Raw genomic sequence first — 14,039 nt, 5'->3', positions numbered from 1 at the left:
CGACCATGGACGTCGGAATCGCCGGATCGGCCCGGGAGGCGGCCGCCCTGGCGGCGGACCTCGTCGCAGCCGCCCTCGTCGGCTCGACGAGCCCGGTGCTCGGCGTCGCCACCGGGTCGAGCCCGGTCGGCATCTACGACGAGCTGGCGCAGCGGGTGGCGCGTGGCGAGCTCTCGCTCGCAGGGGCATCCGCCTTCATGCTCGACGAGTACGTCGGGCTGCCGGTCGGGCACCCGCAGGCCTACCGCGCCGTCATCGACGAGATCTTCACGCGCAAGGTCGACATCGACCCGTCGCGGGTGCACGGCCCCGACGGCGGCGCGTCGGACGTCGAGGGTGCCTGTGCCGCATACGAGTCGGCGATCCGCGATGCGGGCGGTGTCGACGTGCAGATCCTGGGCATCGGCACCGACGGCCACATCGCCTTCAACGAGCCGTCGTCGTCGCTCGCCTCGCGCACGCGCATCAAGACGCTGACCCGACAGACCCGGCTCGACAACGCGCGCTTCTTCGGCGGAGACCTCGACGCGGTGCCCACGCACTGCCTGACGCAGGGCGTCGGCACCATCCTCGAGGCCCGCGAGATCGTCGTCGTCGCCACGGGCGCCGCCAAGTCCGAGGCCGTGCGGCAGATGGTCGAGGGCGCGGTGAGCGCCCGGTGGCCGGCGACCGCCCTCCAGCTGCACCCGCGCGTCACGGTGCTCCTCGACCCCGAGGCCGCCGCGCGCCTCGAGCTTGCCGACTACTACCGGGAGGTCTGGGCGAACAAGCCCGACTGGCAGCGACCCTGACCGCGCGTCAGGCGTCGTCGCAGCGCAGCCAGTGCTCGAGGGTGCCGTCCTCGCGCCCGTCGACCGCGAGGGCCCACACGAGCACCCCGGCCGCGAACGGGCCGACCTGGGCCGAGCGCGCGACGGCGTCCCGGGCCGCCGCGAACCCCGGCGCGTCACGGGGGAGGCGGTAACGCAGCTGCGGCGAGTCGAGCACGAGGTCGCGAGCAGCAGCGGGGAGGGAGCCGACCGTCGCCGGTCGCCGGCGCGCCACCTCGAGCCGGCGCCGCGCCTGTCGCAGACGGAGGGCGCCGCCGACGAGGAGGCCGACGGTCGCTGCCACCAGGACGACGACCGCGCCGAACGCGAACCCGCCACCGTCGGACAGCCCTGCCCACCCGGACGCCACGAGGCGCGGGACGGCCACGGCCAGGGCGCCGACCAGCAGCGCGGCGGCCACGGCGAAGGGCCACGCGAGCCGCCGGGGGGACGCGTCCCGCCGTGCCAGCTCCTGCTCGTGGAGGCGCGCGGCCCACTCCCGCACGGCGTGCGCGGGAAAGGTGCTCGACGGGGGAGCTGTCCCGGTTGCCGGTGAGGCGTCGTCGCGCATCGGCGAAGCCTGTCTGTCGTGTCCGATTCCTCCCCAAAGGGTACCGGCGCGTCCACGGCGTCGCACGCGTCGGCGCGGTCCCGTCGAGCGCCCCTGTCGCGGCAGGTGCGCTGCGGTTAGCGTCAGGAGGGGTACGCACCCGTAGGTCGCCCACGCCGCCGTACCGGACCCGCTGTCCCGGTCCCGCCGTCCCCACGGCGGGCAGCGCGGAGGGCGGACGACCACGCACCACGACCACGCACCACCCACCGATCACGACCACCCACCACGCGAGGGAGAACCGCATGAGCCTCGACCGACCGGTCGCCCCGAACCCCTACGAGCTGCTGCCCTCGGTGGCGTCGTTCGACGTGAGGAGCACCGACGTCACCGACGGTGCCCCGCTCGCCGACGCGCAGGTCGCCGACGCCGGCAACACCTCGCCGCAGCTGTCCTGGAGCGGCGCACCCGAGGGGACCCAGAGCTACGTCGTCACGTGCTTCGACCCGGACGCGCCGACCCCGTCGGGCTTCTGGCACTGGGTGCTCGTCGACCTCCCGGCCGACGTCACGTCGCTCGACACCGGCGCCGGCGCGGAGTCGGCGTCCCTGCCCGGCAAGGCTTTCCACGTGCGCAACGACGGTGGCACGTCGGGCTTCATGGGGGCCGCGCCGCCGGAGGGCGACATGCCGCACCGTTACTTCTTCGTCGTGCACGCGGTCTCGGAGCCGACGCTCGGCGTCGACGACTCGGCGTCGCCCGCCGTCGTCTCGTTCAACCTCGCCTTCAAGACGCTGGGCCGGGCCGTCCTGCACGGCACCTACCAGCACTGAGGCGCGGAGCGGGTCGCACGCCGAGCCCCCGAGCAGGTGTCCCGTCAGCCCGGTAGCCGGAACCGGCCCGCCCGGGGCGTCCAGCCCTCGGGCGGGTCCTCCCCGGTGACGCCGTCGGCGGCCTCGCGGAGCAGGTCGGCGTGACCCGTGTGCCGGCCGTACTCCTCGACGAGGTCGAGCAGCAGTCGGCGCAGGCTCGCGTGCCGTCCGGGCGCGCCCGCGTGCACGGGCTGGTCGAGGCCGCCCGTCGCGAGCACCGCCGCGAGCCGGGCGCGGGAGCGTTCCACGGCGGCGTCGTAGAGGTCGTAGAGGTGCTCGGGGGAGTCCTGGGCTGCCGACTCGAAGTCCCAGTCGGTCGACCCGTCCCAGCCGAAGCCGACCCACGGCTCCCCGAGCGGCTCACCCGTCAGCTTGACGGTGTGGTGGAAGTCCTCCGCAGCCGCCAGGTGCTTGAGCAGGCCGCCGAGGCTGAGGCTCGAGGCTCCGACCGTCGCAGCCAGGCCGGCCTCGTCGAGGGCGTCGGCCTTCCACCGGAAGGTCGTGCGCAGCCGCTCGAGCGCGCCGAGCACCTGCTCCGTCTCGGTGCCCGCCGGCGGCGGCTCCCACGGGGTGGGGTCGGGTGCGCCGTCAGGGCCGGAGTTCGTCGTCATGGCGCGAGCGTAGGAACGGTCCCGGACGGAGCGCGTCCGGGACCGTTCCTGCGCTCGCTCCGTCCGTCCGGTGTTCCCGTGTGGCGGGCGTGCACCGAAGGGAGAACGGGCCTCAGGCCGTGAGGAGCTCGGCGGAGCCGAGGTGCTCGCGCAGATCGGCGAGCACCCGACGCAGCAGCCGGCTCACCTGCATGGCGCTCAGTCCCATCGTCTCGGCGATCTCGGCCTGGGTCATGTCGTGGGTGAAGCGCAGCTCGACGATCCGGCGCTCGCGGGCCGGGAGGCGCCCGAGGGCGGTGCGCACGACGATGTCGTCGTCGAGCCCGGGGTCGCCCTCCCGGTCGCCGTGGGCGTCCACGAGGTCGAGCACCGGGCGCCCACCCTCGGTCGTCGCGTCGAGCGAGGCGGGCCGCAGGTTGGTGGAGGCCACCTGGGCCTCGCGCACCTGCTCGGGGGTCAGGTCGAGGGCGGCCGCGATGTCGGCGCAGTCGGGCTCGTGGCCGAGGGTCTGCTCGAGCAGGTTGCGGGCGTCGGTGACGAGCTGCCGCCGCTCCTGCAGCCCGCGGGGCGGGCGCACGAGCCAGCCGTGGTCGCGGAAGTGCCGCCGGATCTCACCGGTGATGGTCGGCGTCGCGTAGGCCCCGAACTCCGTGGTCTGCGCGAGGTCGAAGCGCTGGATCGCCTTGAGCAGGGCGAGGAAGGCCACCTGCTCGAGGTCCTCGCGGTCGAGGCCGCGGCCGGCGTAGCGGTGGGCGAGCGAGCGGGCCAGCGGCATGTGCAGCCGGGTCACGGTCTCGAGGGCGATCGCCTTCTCGGTCTCGCTCGTGCAGGTGCGGATCGTGTCGAGAAGCTCTCGGGTGCGGGCATCCTTGCGCGGGCCGCGCGACGGGTCGGTCATGAGTCCTCCATCAAAGGTGGCGGCGCTTTCTTGACCGACGTGACAAACCCTAGACAAAGCATGAACAGGATGCAAGTAGAGGGTCTGTCCAACGTTGTGCGGCACCCCGTCCACCGGTGCCGGGGTCGACCCGGGGAGGCCGCGCCGACCCGCGCGAGCCCGCGTGCGGCACCCGTGGCAGGCGCCGGGCTAGCCTGCTGGGATGAGTGAGAGCGAGCACCGGGCGCCTCGGCGGCCTGCCTTCTTCAGCGAGGCCGCGCTCGAGGCCCTCGGGCCCGCCTACGACCCGACGGAGCAGATCCACGTCGCGCACGAGACGGCGCTCGCGCTCGTCCACGCGGGACGGGCCGCTGCCGATCCCGCCGTCACGCGCAAGCTCGTCGCCCTCGTCGACGACATCGGCCTCTCGACGCTGGCCGAGCTGTGGTCGCAGCGCCCCGCCCGTTCGCTGCCCGGGGCCCTGTGGCGCCTCTACGTCCTGCGCGAGTGGGTCCACCGCGCCCCGGAGGAGGCGAGCCGCGACTACGCCGCCGGCATCCGGTTCACCGGTCCCAACCACGCCGTGGCCGGTGCGGCCGAGCCGCCCGGGCCGGCGGAGATGAGCCGCGTCATCGACGAGGTGCTGCGCGGGGTCTTCGAGGGTGACCTCGCGGTCGCCCTCGAGCGCGCGGCGGCCTTCTGCCGCGTCGTCTCCGCCGGGCGGGCCGACACCTCGACCGGGGACGAGAGCGCCGAGCGCGCCGCGAGCGTGCTCGGCATGGCGCAGGACCTCAGCGTGTGCGCCCACCTGTGGCGCACGGGCGCCCTGGGCTGAGCGGCCCGACGCGCCCGGGGCGGACTTCGCCGATCCCTTTGGCGATCCGCTGCGGCGCGTTTATCCTTGCTCGTGCGTCGGGTCGCGGTAGCCCCGGGTCCCAAATATCGCCGCTCCGAGCGGCCCTGTGCCGAGAGGCGCTCCCGACCCGACGCGACCCCCTCCCCGGCAGCGGCCGGCCGCACCCGGCGCACGACGACGGGTCCGGAGCGACCTGGTTCGGGGCTTCGTCGCACGAACGGGTCGAGCGCCCCCTAGATTGAGCGCATGACGCCCGAGGAGGAGCGGTCTGCCGACCTGCTGGATGTCGAGCTCGCCGATGAGATCGAGCTCGTGAGCGACCTCGTGGTGGCGGCCTCGTCGAGCCCGCGCCACTTCACCCCCGACGAGGTCGACGAGCTGCTCGGCATCGGCGGCGAACCCGTCGGCCCGGCCGTGGGAAACGCCACCGAGGCGCCGGCCGACGCCGGCCCCGACGCCGGCCCCGACGCCGCCTCCGGGACCCCGGCCGCGAGCGCGTCCGTCGTCGACCCGGCCTCGTGACGGCACCCGTGACGCCACCCGTGACGCCACCCCGTGACGCCACCCCGCGACCTCCCTCGTGACCCGGCGGTGAACGGGGGACGACGGCTCGGTTGCGTCGGAGCGTCTACTACGCCGTAGCATCTTCCCCGGACCAGACCTCGATCGACCGGAGCACCCCGTGGGTTTTCGCCTCACACCCCAGGACACGAGCTTTTTCTCCCTCTTCACCTCCTCCGCACAGCTGCTCGTCGAGGCCACCCGGGAGCTGACCCGGTTCCTCGAGGTCGAGCCCTCGAAGCGGCAGACGGTGGCCGACCGGCTCAAGGAGCTCGAGCACGCCGCCGACGACGCGACGCACGAGCTCATCAACAAGGTGAACAGCTCGTTCATCACGCCGTTCGACCGCGAGGACATCCACAACCTCGCCGCGTCGCTCGACGACTGCATGGACTACATCGAGGAGACCGCCGACCTCATCGTGCTCTACCGCATGGGTGAGATCCCGGAGGGCCTCGCGGAGCAGTTCGAGATCCTCGCCCGGATGGCCGAGGTGACGGCCGAGGCCATGCCGCGGCTGCGCTCGATGAAGGACCTCAAGAGCTACTGGATCGAGATCAACCGTCTCGAGAACCAGGCCGACTCGCTCCACCGCAAGATGGTGGCCGCGCTCTTCAACAACTCTCCCGACCCGATCAACGTGATCAAGGTCAAGGCCATCGTCGACGGCTTCGAGAACGCCGCCGATGCGTTCGAGAAGGTGGCCCACGTCGTCGAGGGCATCGCGGTCAAGGAGTCCTGACCCGCTGATGGACACGACCATCCCCGTCCTCGGGGTCGGTGCGGTCATCGCACTGGCCATGGGCTTCAACTACACCAACGGCTTCCACGACGCGGCGAACGCCATCGCGACCTCGGTCTCGACGCGGGCGCTGACGCCGCGGGTCGCCCTCGCCATGGCGGCCGTCGCCAACCTCTTCGGTGCCTTCTTCGGCGCCAAGGTGGCCAAGACGATCGGCTCCGGCATCATCGAGCAGCCGCAGGGCGTCGACGGCCTCTGGCTCGTCGCAGCGGCTCTCGTCGGCGCCATCGGCTGGAACCTGCTGACCTGGTGGTTCGGGCTCCCGTCGTCCTCGTCGCACGCCCTCATCGGCGGGCTCGGGGGAGCGGCCCTCGTGGCCGGCGTCGCCGTGCAGTGGACCGTCATCTGGGAGAAGGTCATCATCCCGATGATCGCGTCCCCGATCATCGGCCTCGTCCTCGGCTACCTCGTCATGACGGCCCTCTTCTGGATCTTCCGCAACGCCAACCCGGGGCGGGTGACGCGCGGCTTCCGCCTCGCGCAGACGGCCTCGGCGGCCGCGATGGCCTTCGGCCACGGCCTGCAGGACGCCGCGAAGACCGCAGGCGTCGTCGTGCTCGCCCTCAACATCTCGGGGCACCACGACAGCGACAGCATCCCGATCTGGGTGCTCGTGCTGTCCGCCGTCGTCATCTCGCTCGGCACGTATGCCGGCGGGTGGCGCATCATGCGCACGCTGGGCCGGCGGATCATCGACCTCAACCCGCCGCAGGGATTCGCGGCCGAGACGACCGCCGCCGCGATCCTCTACGTCGCCGGCCTCGCCTTCGGCGCCCCGATCTCGACGACCCACACGATCACGTCCGCGATCATGGGTGTCGGGGCCACCAAGCGCCTCTCGGCCGTGCGCTGGAGCGTCGCGGGCAACATCGTCGGTGCCTGGGTGCTGACCTTCCCCGGAGCCGGCCTCGTCGCCGTCCTCGCCTGGTACGTGACGTCCGTCTTCCGCTGACGACCGCCGCGCCGACCGCCCCCGGGCGGGTGGCACGACGAAGGGCCCCCGCGACCGTCCGGTCGCGGGGGCCCTTCGTCGTCGGGGGAGCGGTGGATCAGCCGAAGCGACCGGAGATGTAGTCCTCGGTGGCCTGCTGGGTCGGGTTGTTGAAGATGCGCGCCGTGTCGTCGATCTCGATGAGCCGGCCGGGCTCGCCCGTCGCCTTGAGGTTGAAGAAGGCCGTCCGGTCGGAGACGCGAGCCGCCTGCTGCATGTTGTGCGTGACGATGACGATGGTGAAGTCGTTCTTCAGCTCGTTGATGAGGTCCTCGATGGCGAGCGTCGAGATCGGGTCGAGCGCCGAGCACGGCTCGTCCATGAGGAGCACCTGGGGCTGCACGGCGATGGCGCGGGCGATGCAGAGGCGCTGCTGCTGGCCGCCGGAGAGGCCGGCGCCGGGCTTGGCGAGGCGGTCCTTGACCTCGTTCCACAGGTTGGCGCCCTTGAGCGAGGACTCGACGATGCCGTCGAGCGTCTTCTTGTTCTTGACGCCGTTGAGCCGCAGGCCGGCCGCGACGTTGTCGTAGATCGACATCGTCGGGAACGGGTTCGGGCGCTGGAACACCATGCCGACCGTGCGACGCACGGTGACGGGGTCCATCGAGCTGGCGTAGAGGTCCTGGTCGTCGAGCATGACCTTGCCCTCGACGCGGCCGCCGGGGATCACCTCGTGCATGCGGTTGAGCGTGCGCAGGAAGGTCGACTTGCCGCAGCCCGACGGCCCGATGAAGGCCGTGACGGACCGGGGCTCGACCGTCATCGAGACGCCCTCGACGGCCTTGAAGGCGCCGTAGTAGACGTTGAGGTCGGTGACGTCGATTCGCTTTGCCATGTTCGAGGATTCGCTTTCTCTTACTTCTTGACCGAGCCGTAGTGCGCGATGACCCGGCCGATGAGGTTGAGCAGCAGGACGAGGAGGATCAGGGTGAGGGCGGCGCCCCACATGCGCTCCGCGGCGGTCGACAGGGCGAAGTCGCCGCGGTCCTGGTTGATCATCATCGGCAGCGTCGGGAAGTTGCCGTTGAACAGGTCGCGCTGGAAGTTCTTCGTGTACGGCGCGAGGATCAGCAGCGGCGCCGTCTCGCCCATGACCCGGGCGATGCCGAGCAGCACACCGGTGACGATGCCCGAGAAGGCCGTGCGCAGCACGACCTTGACGACCGTGACCCACTTGGGCACACCGAGGGCGTATGCCGCCTCCCGCAGCTCGTTGGGCACGAGCTTCAGCATCTCCTCCGTGGAGCGCACGACGACCGGGATCATGAGCAGCACGAGGGCGAGCGAGGCGGCGAAGCCGGAGCGCCCGATGCCGAAGGTCGTCACCCACACCGCGTAGATGAACAGCGCCGCGACGATGGACGGCACGCCCGAGAGGATGTCGACGGTGAAGCTGATCGCCTTCGCGAGCCGGCCCCGGCCGTACTCCACGAGGTAGACGGCCGTGAGGATGCCGATCGGCACGGCGATGAGGGCCGTGAAGCCGACCATCGTCAGGGTGCCCTCGATGGCGTGCCGCGCGCCACCGCCGAAGTCGTCGGAGTTGACGTTGCGCTGGTTGCCCGTCCACCAGGTCGAGGTGGTGAGCATGTGGGCGCCCTTGGCCACGACGGTGCCGAGGATCCAGACGAGGGGCACCATGGCGAGCGCGAAGGCGGACCACATGACGACGCGGGCCAGCACGTCCTTGGCGGCGCGGGCCCGGTGCGGGCTGCGCATCTCGGCCAGGGCGTCGCGGCCCGGGCGGTCGCCCGGCGGGGTCGCGGCGTCGTCGACGGCGCCGGGGGCGTCGCCGGCCGCGCGGCGGTCGGTCGCGGTGCTCATTCGGTGAAGGCCTTCCTGCGCTCGATGACGACGCGGGCGATGCTGTTGACGATGAACGTCAGCACGAAGAGGACGAGGCCGGCGGCGATGTAGGCGCCCGTCTTGCCGGGGTTGCTGAACTCGGCCGCGTTGTTCGCGATCTTCGAGGCGAACGTCTCGCCGCCGTTGAAGAGCGAGAACGTCCACTTCGCCCCGTCGGGCAGCGCCGAGACGAGGAAGGTGACGGCGATCGTCTCGCCGAGGGCGCGGCCGAGCGCCAGCATGGCGGCCGAGATGACGCCCGGCCGGCCGAACGGCAGCACCGCGGTGCGGATCATCTCCCACTGGGTGGCGCCGAGGGCGAGCGCGCCCTCCTGGTGCGCGACCGGCGTCTGCGCGAAGACCTCGCGCGACAGCGCGGTGACGATGGGCAGCACCATGATCGAAAGGACGATGCCGATGAAGAAGATCGTGCCGCCGGAGATCCCGGCGGGGGCGAAGACCGGGACCCAGCCGAGCGTCTCCTCGATCCACGTCTGCACCGGCTTCCACACGGGGAAGAAGGTGATGAGGCCCCAGAGCCCGTAAACGATCGAGGGCACCGCGGCGAGGAGGTCGACGAGGGTGGCGGCGGGGCGGCGCAGCCAGCCCGGCGCGTACTGCGTCAGGAAGAGCGCGACCGCGACCCCGACCGGGACGGCGATGAGCATCGCGATCGTCGAGGCGGCGACGGTCGTCCAGAGGAACTCGAGGATGCCGAAGCCCGGCTGCTCGCCACCCGGCGCCCACACCCGGCTCGTGAAGAAGTTCTCCGAGTTGTTGCGCAGGGCCGGCACGGCCTGCACGACGAGGAAGACCGCGATGAGGGTGACGACGGCGATGACGACGAGACCGGACGCGGTGGCGGCGCCACCGAAGACCCGGTCACCGAGGCGACCGGTCGACGCCTGGTCCGCGTGCAGCGGCGGTCGGCCCTCGGGCCCGGGAGACTGGTCCGCGGCGGACACGCCCGTGACGGTGGACACGTGCTGGCCCCCTTCCTTCGGTTGCGGTGAACCCGCAGGGGCGGACGCCGGGTGCGGCGCCCGCCCCTGGGTGGGCGGTGGGTCAGGAGATCGCGTCGACCGCGGTCTGCACCTTGGTGGCGACCTCGGCGGGCAGCGGCGCGTAGCCCTTGGCCTCGAGGCCCTTCTGCACGTCGTCGGAGGCGAAGGTCTTGAGGAAGCTCTTGACCTTCTTGCCCGTCTCGGCGTCGGCGTACTTCGAGCAGACGATCTCGTAGGTCACGAGGACGATCGGGTAGGCCCCGGCCTCCTTGGTGGCGTAGTCGATCTTGAGGGCGAGGTCGTTGCCCGTGCCGGTCTGCTTCGCGGTGGCGATCGTCTTGCCGGCCGACTCGGCGGTCAGCTCGACCGGGCCCGCCCCGGTGTCGATCTGGGCCATCTTCAGCGAGTTCTGCTGGGCGTAGGAGAGCTCGACGTAGGTGATGCCGCCGTCCTGGCCCTTCGTCGCGGTGGCGACACCGGCCGACTTCTCCTTGCCCTCGCCCTTGCCGGTCCACTTCTTGCCGGTCTCGTAGGACCAGGCGTCGGGGGCGGCGGCCTTGAGGTACTTCGTGAAGTTCTCGGTGGTGCCCGACTCGTCGGAGCGGAAGAAGACCTTGATCGGCGTGGCCGGCAGGGTGACGCCCTTGTTGAGGGCGGCGATGGCCGGGTCGTTCCACGTCGTGATCTTGCCGTCGAAGATCTTCGCGGCCACCTCGGCGTCCAGCACGAGCGTGTCGACGCCCTGCACGTTGTAGGCGATGGCGATCGGGCCGGTGACCATGGGGAGGTTCCAGGCGTCCGAGCCGCACGAGGCCTTGGCGTCGTCGGCCTCGACCTTGCCGTCCTTGGGCTCGGTCTTGAGCGCGGAGTCCGAGCCGGCGAAGTCGACCTGCTTGGCGATGAACTGCTTGATGCCGGCGCCCGAGCCGGTGGGCTGATAGTCGATGTTGGCGTCGGCGCAGGCCGTCTGGTACGCCTTGATCGCCTCGTCGATAGCGTTCTTCTGGGCCGAGGAGCCCTCCGCCTTGAGGTCACCGCTGAAGCAGTCGCCACTGGCCGTCCCACCGGCGGCGGTGGAACCGGCGCCGGGTGCGGCACCGTTGTTCTCGGACGCGCAGGCCGACAGCGCCAGGGCGCCGGACAGGGCGACGGCGCCGATGGCGCTGAAACGCGAAACAGACACGAGTGTGATCCCTCTCGATGGGGTGTTCCTGAGGTGTTCCGGATGGTGGGGACGGACCTCGGGCAGCGCTGCCGGACGTCTCGTCCACGGCGAACATAGGGGCGCCGGGTGACCGTTCGTCCATCTGCGGTGAACACCCGGTGAACGCCGGGCGACGACTTGGGACGGGCCCCGCCCTCGGGATGCGGGTGGGGTCGCCGCGGCCCACGATGGAGGGTTGGGATCAGGTGTCGATGCGCTCGACGTCGACGACCCGGGCGTCCGGCCCGCGGCCGACGAGGTGGCACACGAGCACCTCGCCCTTGCCCATCGCCGAGGAGGCCGCCGCCTCCAGCCGGTCGAGCGCCGCGCGGCCGCGCTCGGGGGTGGGCCCCACCCGGTCGGCGAGCATCCCGAGCAGGGTCGGCAGCACCGGGCCGTGGCTGCAGAGGGCGGCGGGGTCACCCTTGTCGAGCAGGCGCTCGAGCTGGGTCACCGCGCCCGCGGGGGCCGCGGCGAAGCCCTCCTCCGAGAGTGCGTCGCGGGTGCGCACGCGCAGCCCGCGCGACACGGCATACGGCTCGACGGTGGCGACGCAGCGGACCGACGACGACGAGACGACCCGGGTCACGCCGTAGGCGCCGAGGGCGGCCGAGACGGTGCGGGACTGGGCGTGGCCCACCGCGTCGAGCGGGCGGAGCCGGTCGTCGGCCGCCCACTTGCCGCGGGGCGTCGCCTTGGCGTGGCGCACGAGGGCGAGCGGCCAGGTGCGCAGCTCCCCGGCGCGCTCGGCGCGCACGAGCGCGAGCAGCTGCTCCCGGTCGCGGGCGTAGTCGAGGCGGTCGTGCGCGGTGCGCACGTCGACCCACGCCACCTCGTCGATCTCGTGCTCCAGCTCGCCGGTGCCGCCGGTGACGCGCGCGGCCCAGTAGTGCACCTGCTTCGTCGCGGGCCCGCCCGTCGAGTCGAGCACGGGGTACTCCGCCGACGGCAGGGGCACGCCGAGTCGCACGACCAGGCCCGTCTCCTCGAGGGTCTCGCGGGCCGCGGCCACGCAGGGGTGCTCGCCGCGGTCGAGCTTGCCCTTGGCCCACGACCAGTCGTCGTACTTGGGTCGGTGCACGAGGGCGACCTCGAGCCGTCCGTCGCGGCGACGCCACGGCAGGGTGCCGGCGGCGGGGATCACGGAGGCCACGCGCGCCAGTCTGCCCGATCGGCGCCGTGCGGTCGCCCCCACGTCCCGAGGGGCGGTATGCCGTCAGCCGAGCAGGTCGGCGATCGCACCGTCGAGCGTGGGGTGGGCGAAGGTGAAGCCGGCGTCACGCAGGACGTCGGACGTGCAGTGCCGCCCGGTCAGCCCGAGCGCCGGGTCGGTGCGCAGCGCGATGCTGCCGACCCGCACCGCGACCGTCGGGGTGGGCGGCGACGGCGGACGGTGCAGGTGCCGGCGCAGGGCGGCCATGAGGTCGGCGTTGCGCACCGGGGCCGGCGCCGCGCCCACGACGACGCCGTCGGGCAGGGCAGGGCCCGACGGCAGCCCCAGGCCGCCCCGGACGACGGCCAGCCAGTCGTCGACGTGGATCCAGCTGAACCACTGGCGGCCCGTGCCGACCCGTCCGCCGAGCCCCACGCGGGTGAGGCCGGTGAGACGGTCGAAGGCCGGGGACCCGGCCTGCAGGACGATCGAGGTGCGCAGCACGACGAGGTGGTCGGTGGCCGCGCCCGTGGCGGCCTCCTCCCACGGCTGCGCGACCCCCGTCATCTGGGGCAGGGCGTCCGCGCCGGTGGGCAGCGGGGTGCCCTCGGTGACGCGGGTCTCGCCGGCGTCCGACCAGATGGCCGTCGTCGAGCCCTGCACCCACGCGGCGAGCGGGTGGGGCAGCGTGCGGCTCGCCTCGACGAGGGCGCGCGTCGGGTGCACCCGCGACGTGCGCAGCTCGTCGACGGTCCGCGCCGTCGGCCGGGCGTCGACGAGGCGGCCCGCGAGGTTGACGACGGCGGTGCGGGCGGGCTCCGCGAGCTCACGGGTCCAGGCCCCCTGCCGGATGCCGTCCCACTCGGTCTGCCGGTGAGGCAGGCGTGGGTCGCGCCGCCGGGTGAGGAGCACGACCTCGTGGCCCCGCGCGGTGAGGTCGGCGGCGAGGCTGCGCCCCAGCGTGCCCGATCCGCCGGCCACGACGACCTTGAGCAGGTCGCGGGAGGGGGTGACGACGAGGGCGGCCAGCCGGGTGACGTGCTCGGGCCAGCCGTCGGCCAGCGAGCGCGCGACGCCGAGCACGACGGGCGTCGTCAGGGGGCCGGTCACCGTCACACGCTGCCGCAGCAGCGTGCCGGTGCCGTCGGGCTCGACGGTCCACTCGACCCGCATGACCCCGCCGGGGTTGGGCTGCTCGACGACGAGGGTGCGGGGCGCGTCGACGGTGACGACCCGCAGCGGCGGGGCGGTGCGGCGGTGCAGCTCGCGGACCCAGCGCACGGACGGCAGGTAGGCACCGGTGGCACCGGTACGGGGCGGGCCGTCGACGGTCACCGCGTGGATCGCCGCGCACCACTCGGGCCACCGGCGGGGGTCGCCGACGACCGACCAGACGGCGTCGGGGTCGGCGGCGAGGTGCTGGGTGTGGGTGCGCTTCCAGGTCATGCCCACACCGTAGGGCTCAGTCGAGGCAGAACTCGTTGCCCTCGACGTCCTGCATGACGAGGCACGACTCGTCGAAGCCGTCGGCGCGCAGCAGCTGCACGCGGCGCGCCCCGAGCCGCTCGAGCCGGTCGCCCTCCGACTCGAGGGCTGCGAGGCGCTCGTCGCCGCGCAGGCCCGTGCCGACCCGGACGTCGAGGTGCACGCGGTTCTTGACGACCTTGCCCTCCGGCACCCGCTGGAAGAACAGCCGCGGCCCGGCACCCGTCGGGTCGACGCACGCGAACGCCGACCCCTGGCGCTCGGCCGGGAGCGAGCGGTCGAAGGCGCCCCAGTCCTCGAAGCCCGGCGGGGGAGGCGGCACGACGTAGCCGAGGACCTCGCACCAGAACCGGGCGACCCGCTCGGGGTCGGCGCAGTCGAAGGTGACCTGGACCTGCCTCACGCTCGCCATGCCGCCC

The 14,039-nt window shown here is 72.8% G+C and carries 16 protein-coding genes; 6 read left to right on the top strand and 10 right to left on the bottom strand.

Annotated features, from left to right (window positions below):
- Positions 1–5 precede the first annotated feature (5 nt).
- Positions 6–791 carry a glucosamine-6-phosphate deaminase gene (gene nagB, locus ABT295_RS09815; protein WP_352394167.1) on the top strand — a complete coding sequence of 262 codons (786 nt, stop codon included), beginning with the start codon at positions 6–8 and terminating at the stop codon, positions 789–791.
- A gap of 7 nt (positions 792–798) precedes the next feature.
- On the opposite strand, the gene ABT295_RS09810 is transcribed toward nagB, so the two are convergent.
- Positions 799–1,380: a hypothetical protein gene (locus tag ABT295_RS09810; RefSeq protein WP_352394166.1), complete on the bottom strand. Its 582-nt coding sequence runs from the start codon at positions 1,378–1,380 to the stop codon at positions 799–801.
- A 284-nt stretch (positions 1,381–1,664) separates the two neighbouring features.
- Between ABT295_RS09810 and ABT295_RS09805 the strand changes: the two genes are divergently transcribed.
- On the top strand, positions 1,665–2,192 hold the full coding sequence (locus tag ABT295_RS09805) for a YbhB/YbcL family Raf kinase inhibitor-like protein (RefSeq protein WP_352394165.1): 528 nt from the start codon (positions 1,665–1,667) through the stop codon (positions 2,190–2,192).
- 44 nt (positions 2,193–2,236) lie between these two features.
- Here ABT295_RS09805 and ABT295_RS09800 read toward each other — a convergent pair whose 3' ends face one another.
- Together ABT295_RS09800 and ABT295_RS09795 are read right to left on the bottom strand one after the other, a co-directional pair.
- Positions 2,237–2,842 carry a mycothiol transferase gene (locus ABT295_RS09800; RefSeq protein ID WP_352394164.1) on the bottom strand — a complete coding sequence of 202 codons (606 nt, stop codon included), beginning with the start codon at positions 2,840–2,842 and terminating at the stop codon, positions 2,237–2,239.
- A gap of 112 nt (positions 2,843–2,954) precedes the next feature.
- Complete coding sequence (locus ABT295_RS09795; protein ID WP_352394163.1) at positions 2,955–3,740, bottom strand: sigma-70 family RNA polymerase sigma factor; 786 nt, start codon at positions 3,738–3,740, stop codon at positions 2,955–2,957.
- A 202-nt stretch (positions 3,741–3,942) separates the two neighbouring features.
- Between ABT295_RS09795 and ABT295_RS09790 the strand changes: the two genes are divergently transcribed.
- The 4 genes from ABT295_RS09790 to ABT295_RS09775 all read left to right on the top strand — a co-directional run bounded on the left by ABT295_RS09790 (position 3,943) and on the right by ABT295_RS09775 (position 6,890).
- Positions 3,943–4,554: a hypothetical protein gene (locus ABT295_RS09790; protein ID WP_352394162.1), complete on the top strand. Its 612-nt coding sequence runs from the start codon at positions 3,943–3,945 to the stop codon at positions 4,552–4,554.
- Positions 4,555–4,821: 267 nt separating this feature from the next.
- Positions 4,822–5,097, top strand: a complete 276-nt coding sequence (locus tag ABT295_RS09785) for a hypothetical protein (protein ID WP_352394161.1) — start codon at positions 4,822–4,824, stop codon at positions 5,095–5,097.
- Positions 5,098–5,257: 160 nt separating this feature from the next.
- Entirely contained in the window at positions 5,258–5,878 is a 621-nt protein-coding gene (locus tag ABT295_RS09780; protein ID WP_352394160.1) for a DUF47 domain-containing protein, read from the top strand.
- A gap of 7 nt (positions 5,879–5,885) precedes the next feature.
- A complete protein-coding gene (locus ABT295_RS09775) occupies positions 5,886–6,890 on the top strand; it encodes an inorganic phosphate transporter (RefSeq protein WP_352394159.1) in 1,005 nt (334 codons plus the stop codon).
- A 97-nt stretch (positions 6,891–6,987) separates the two neighbouring features.
- Here the strand turns inward: ABT295_RS09775 and pstB are convergent, their stop codons facing one another.
- From pstB to ABT295_RS09740, 7 genes are all read right to left on the bottom strand, one after another.
- Entirely contained in the window at positions 6,988–7,764 is a 777-nt protein-coding gene (pstB, locus tag ABT295_RS09770) for a phosphate ABC transporter ATP-binding protein PstB (protein WP_352394158.1), read from the bottom strand.
- 20 nt (positions 7,765–7,784) lie between these two features.
- Positions 7,785–8,753 carry a phosphate ABC transporter permease PstA gene (gene pstA / locus ABT295_RS09765; protein WP_352394157.1) on the bottom strand — a complete coding sequence of 323 codons (969 nt, stop codon included), beginning with the start codon at positions 8,751–8,753 and terminating at the stop codon, positions 7,785–7,787.
- Positions 8,750–9,757: a phosphate ABC transporter permease subunit PstC gene (pstC, locus tag ABT295_RS09760; RefSeq protein ID WP_352394156.1), complete on the bottom strand. Its 1,008-nt coding sequence runs from the start codon at positions 9,755–9,757 to the stop codon at positions 8,750–8,752. Before pstC ends, pstA begins: the two co-directional genes overlap by 4 nt.
- Before the next feature lie 82 nt (positions 9,758–9,839).
- The gene (gene pstS, locus ABT295_RS09755) at positions 9,840–10,961 is read right to left on the bottom strand and encodes a phosphate ABC transporter substrate-binding protein PstS (protein ID WP_352394155.1); all 1,122 of its coding nucleotides are present in this window, start codon (positions 10,959–10,961) and stop codon (positions 9,840–9,842) included.
- Positions 10,962–11,184: 223 nt separating this feature from the next.
- The gene (locus ABT295_RS09750; protein WP_352394154.1) at positions 11,185–12,135 is read right to left on the bottom strand and encodes an NUDIX domain-containing protein; all 951 of its coding nucleotides are present in this window, start codon (positions 12,133–12,135) and stop codon (positions 11,185–11,187) included.
- Between the two features lie 63 nt (positions 12,136–12,198).
- Positions 12,199–13,581, bottom strand: coding sequence for a DUF1731 domain-containing protein (locus ABT295_RS09745; protein WP_352394153.1), 1,383 nt, complete (start codon positions 13,579–13,581; stop codon positions 12,199–12,201).
- 16 nt (positions 13,582–13,597) lie between these two features.
- Positions 13,598–14,032: a VOC family protein gene (locus ABT295_RS09740; RefSeq protein WP_352394152.1), complete on the bottom strand. Its 435-nt coding sequence runs from the start codon at positions 14,030–14,032 to the stop codon at positions 13,598–13,600.
- Positions 14,033–14,039 lie beyond the last annotated feature (7 nt).

Origin of the sequence: Terrabacter sp. NPDC000476, from assembly GCF_040300125.1 — a bacterium.
GTDB lineage: Bacteria > Actinomycetota > Actinomycetes > Actinomycetales > Dermatophilaceae > Terrabacter.
Note: the sequence above shows the minus strand (reverse complement) of the source record. Positions and strands in the feature narration are given on the sequence as shown.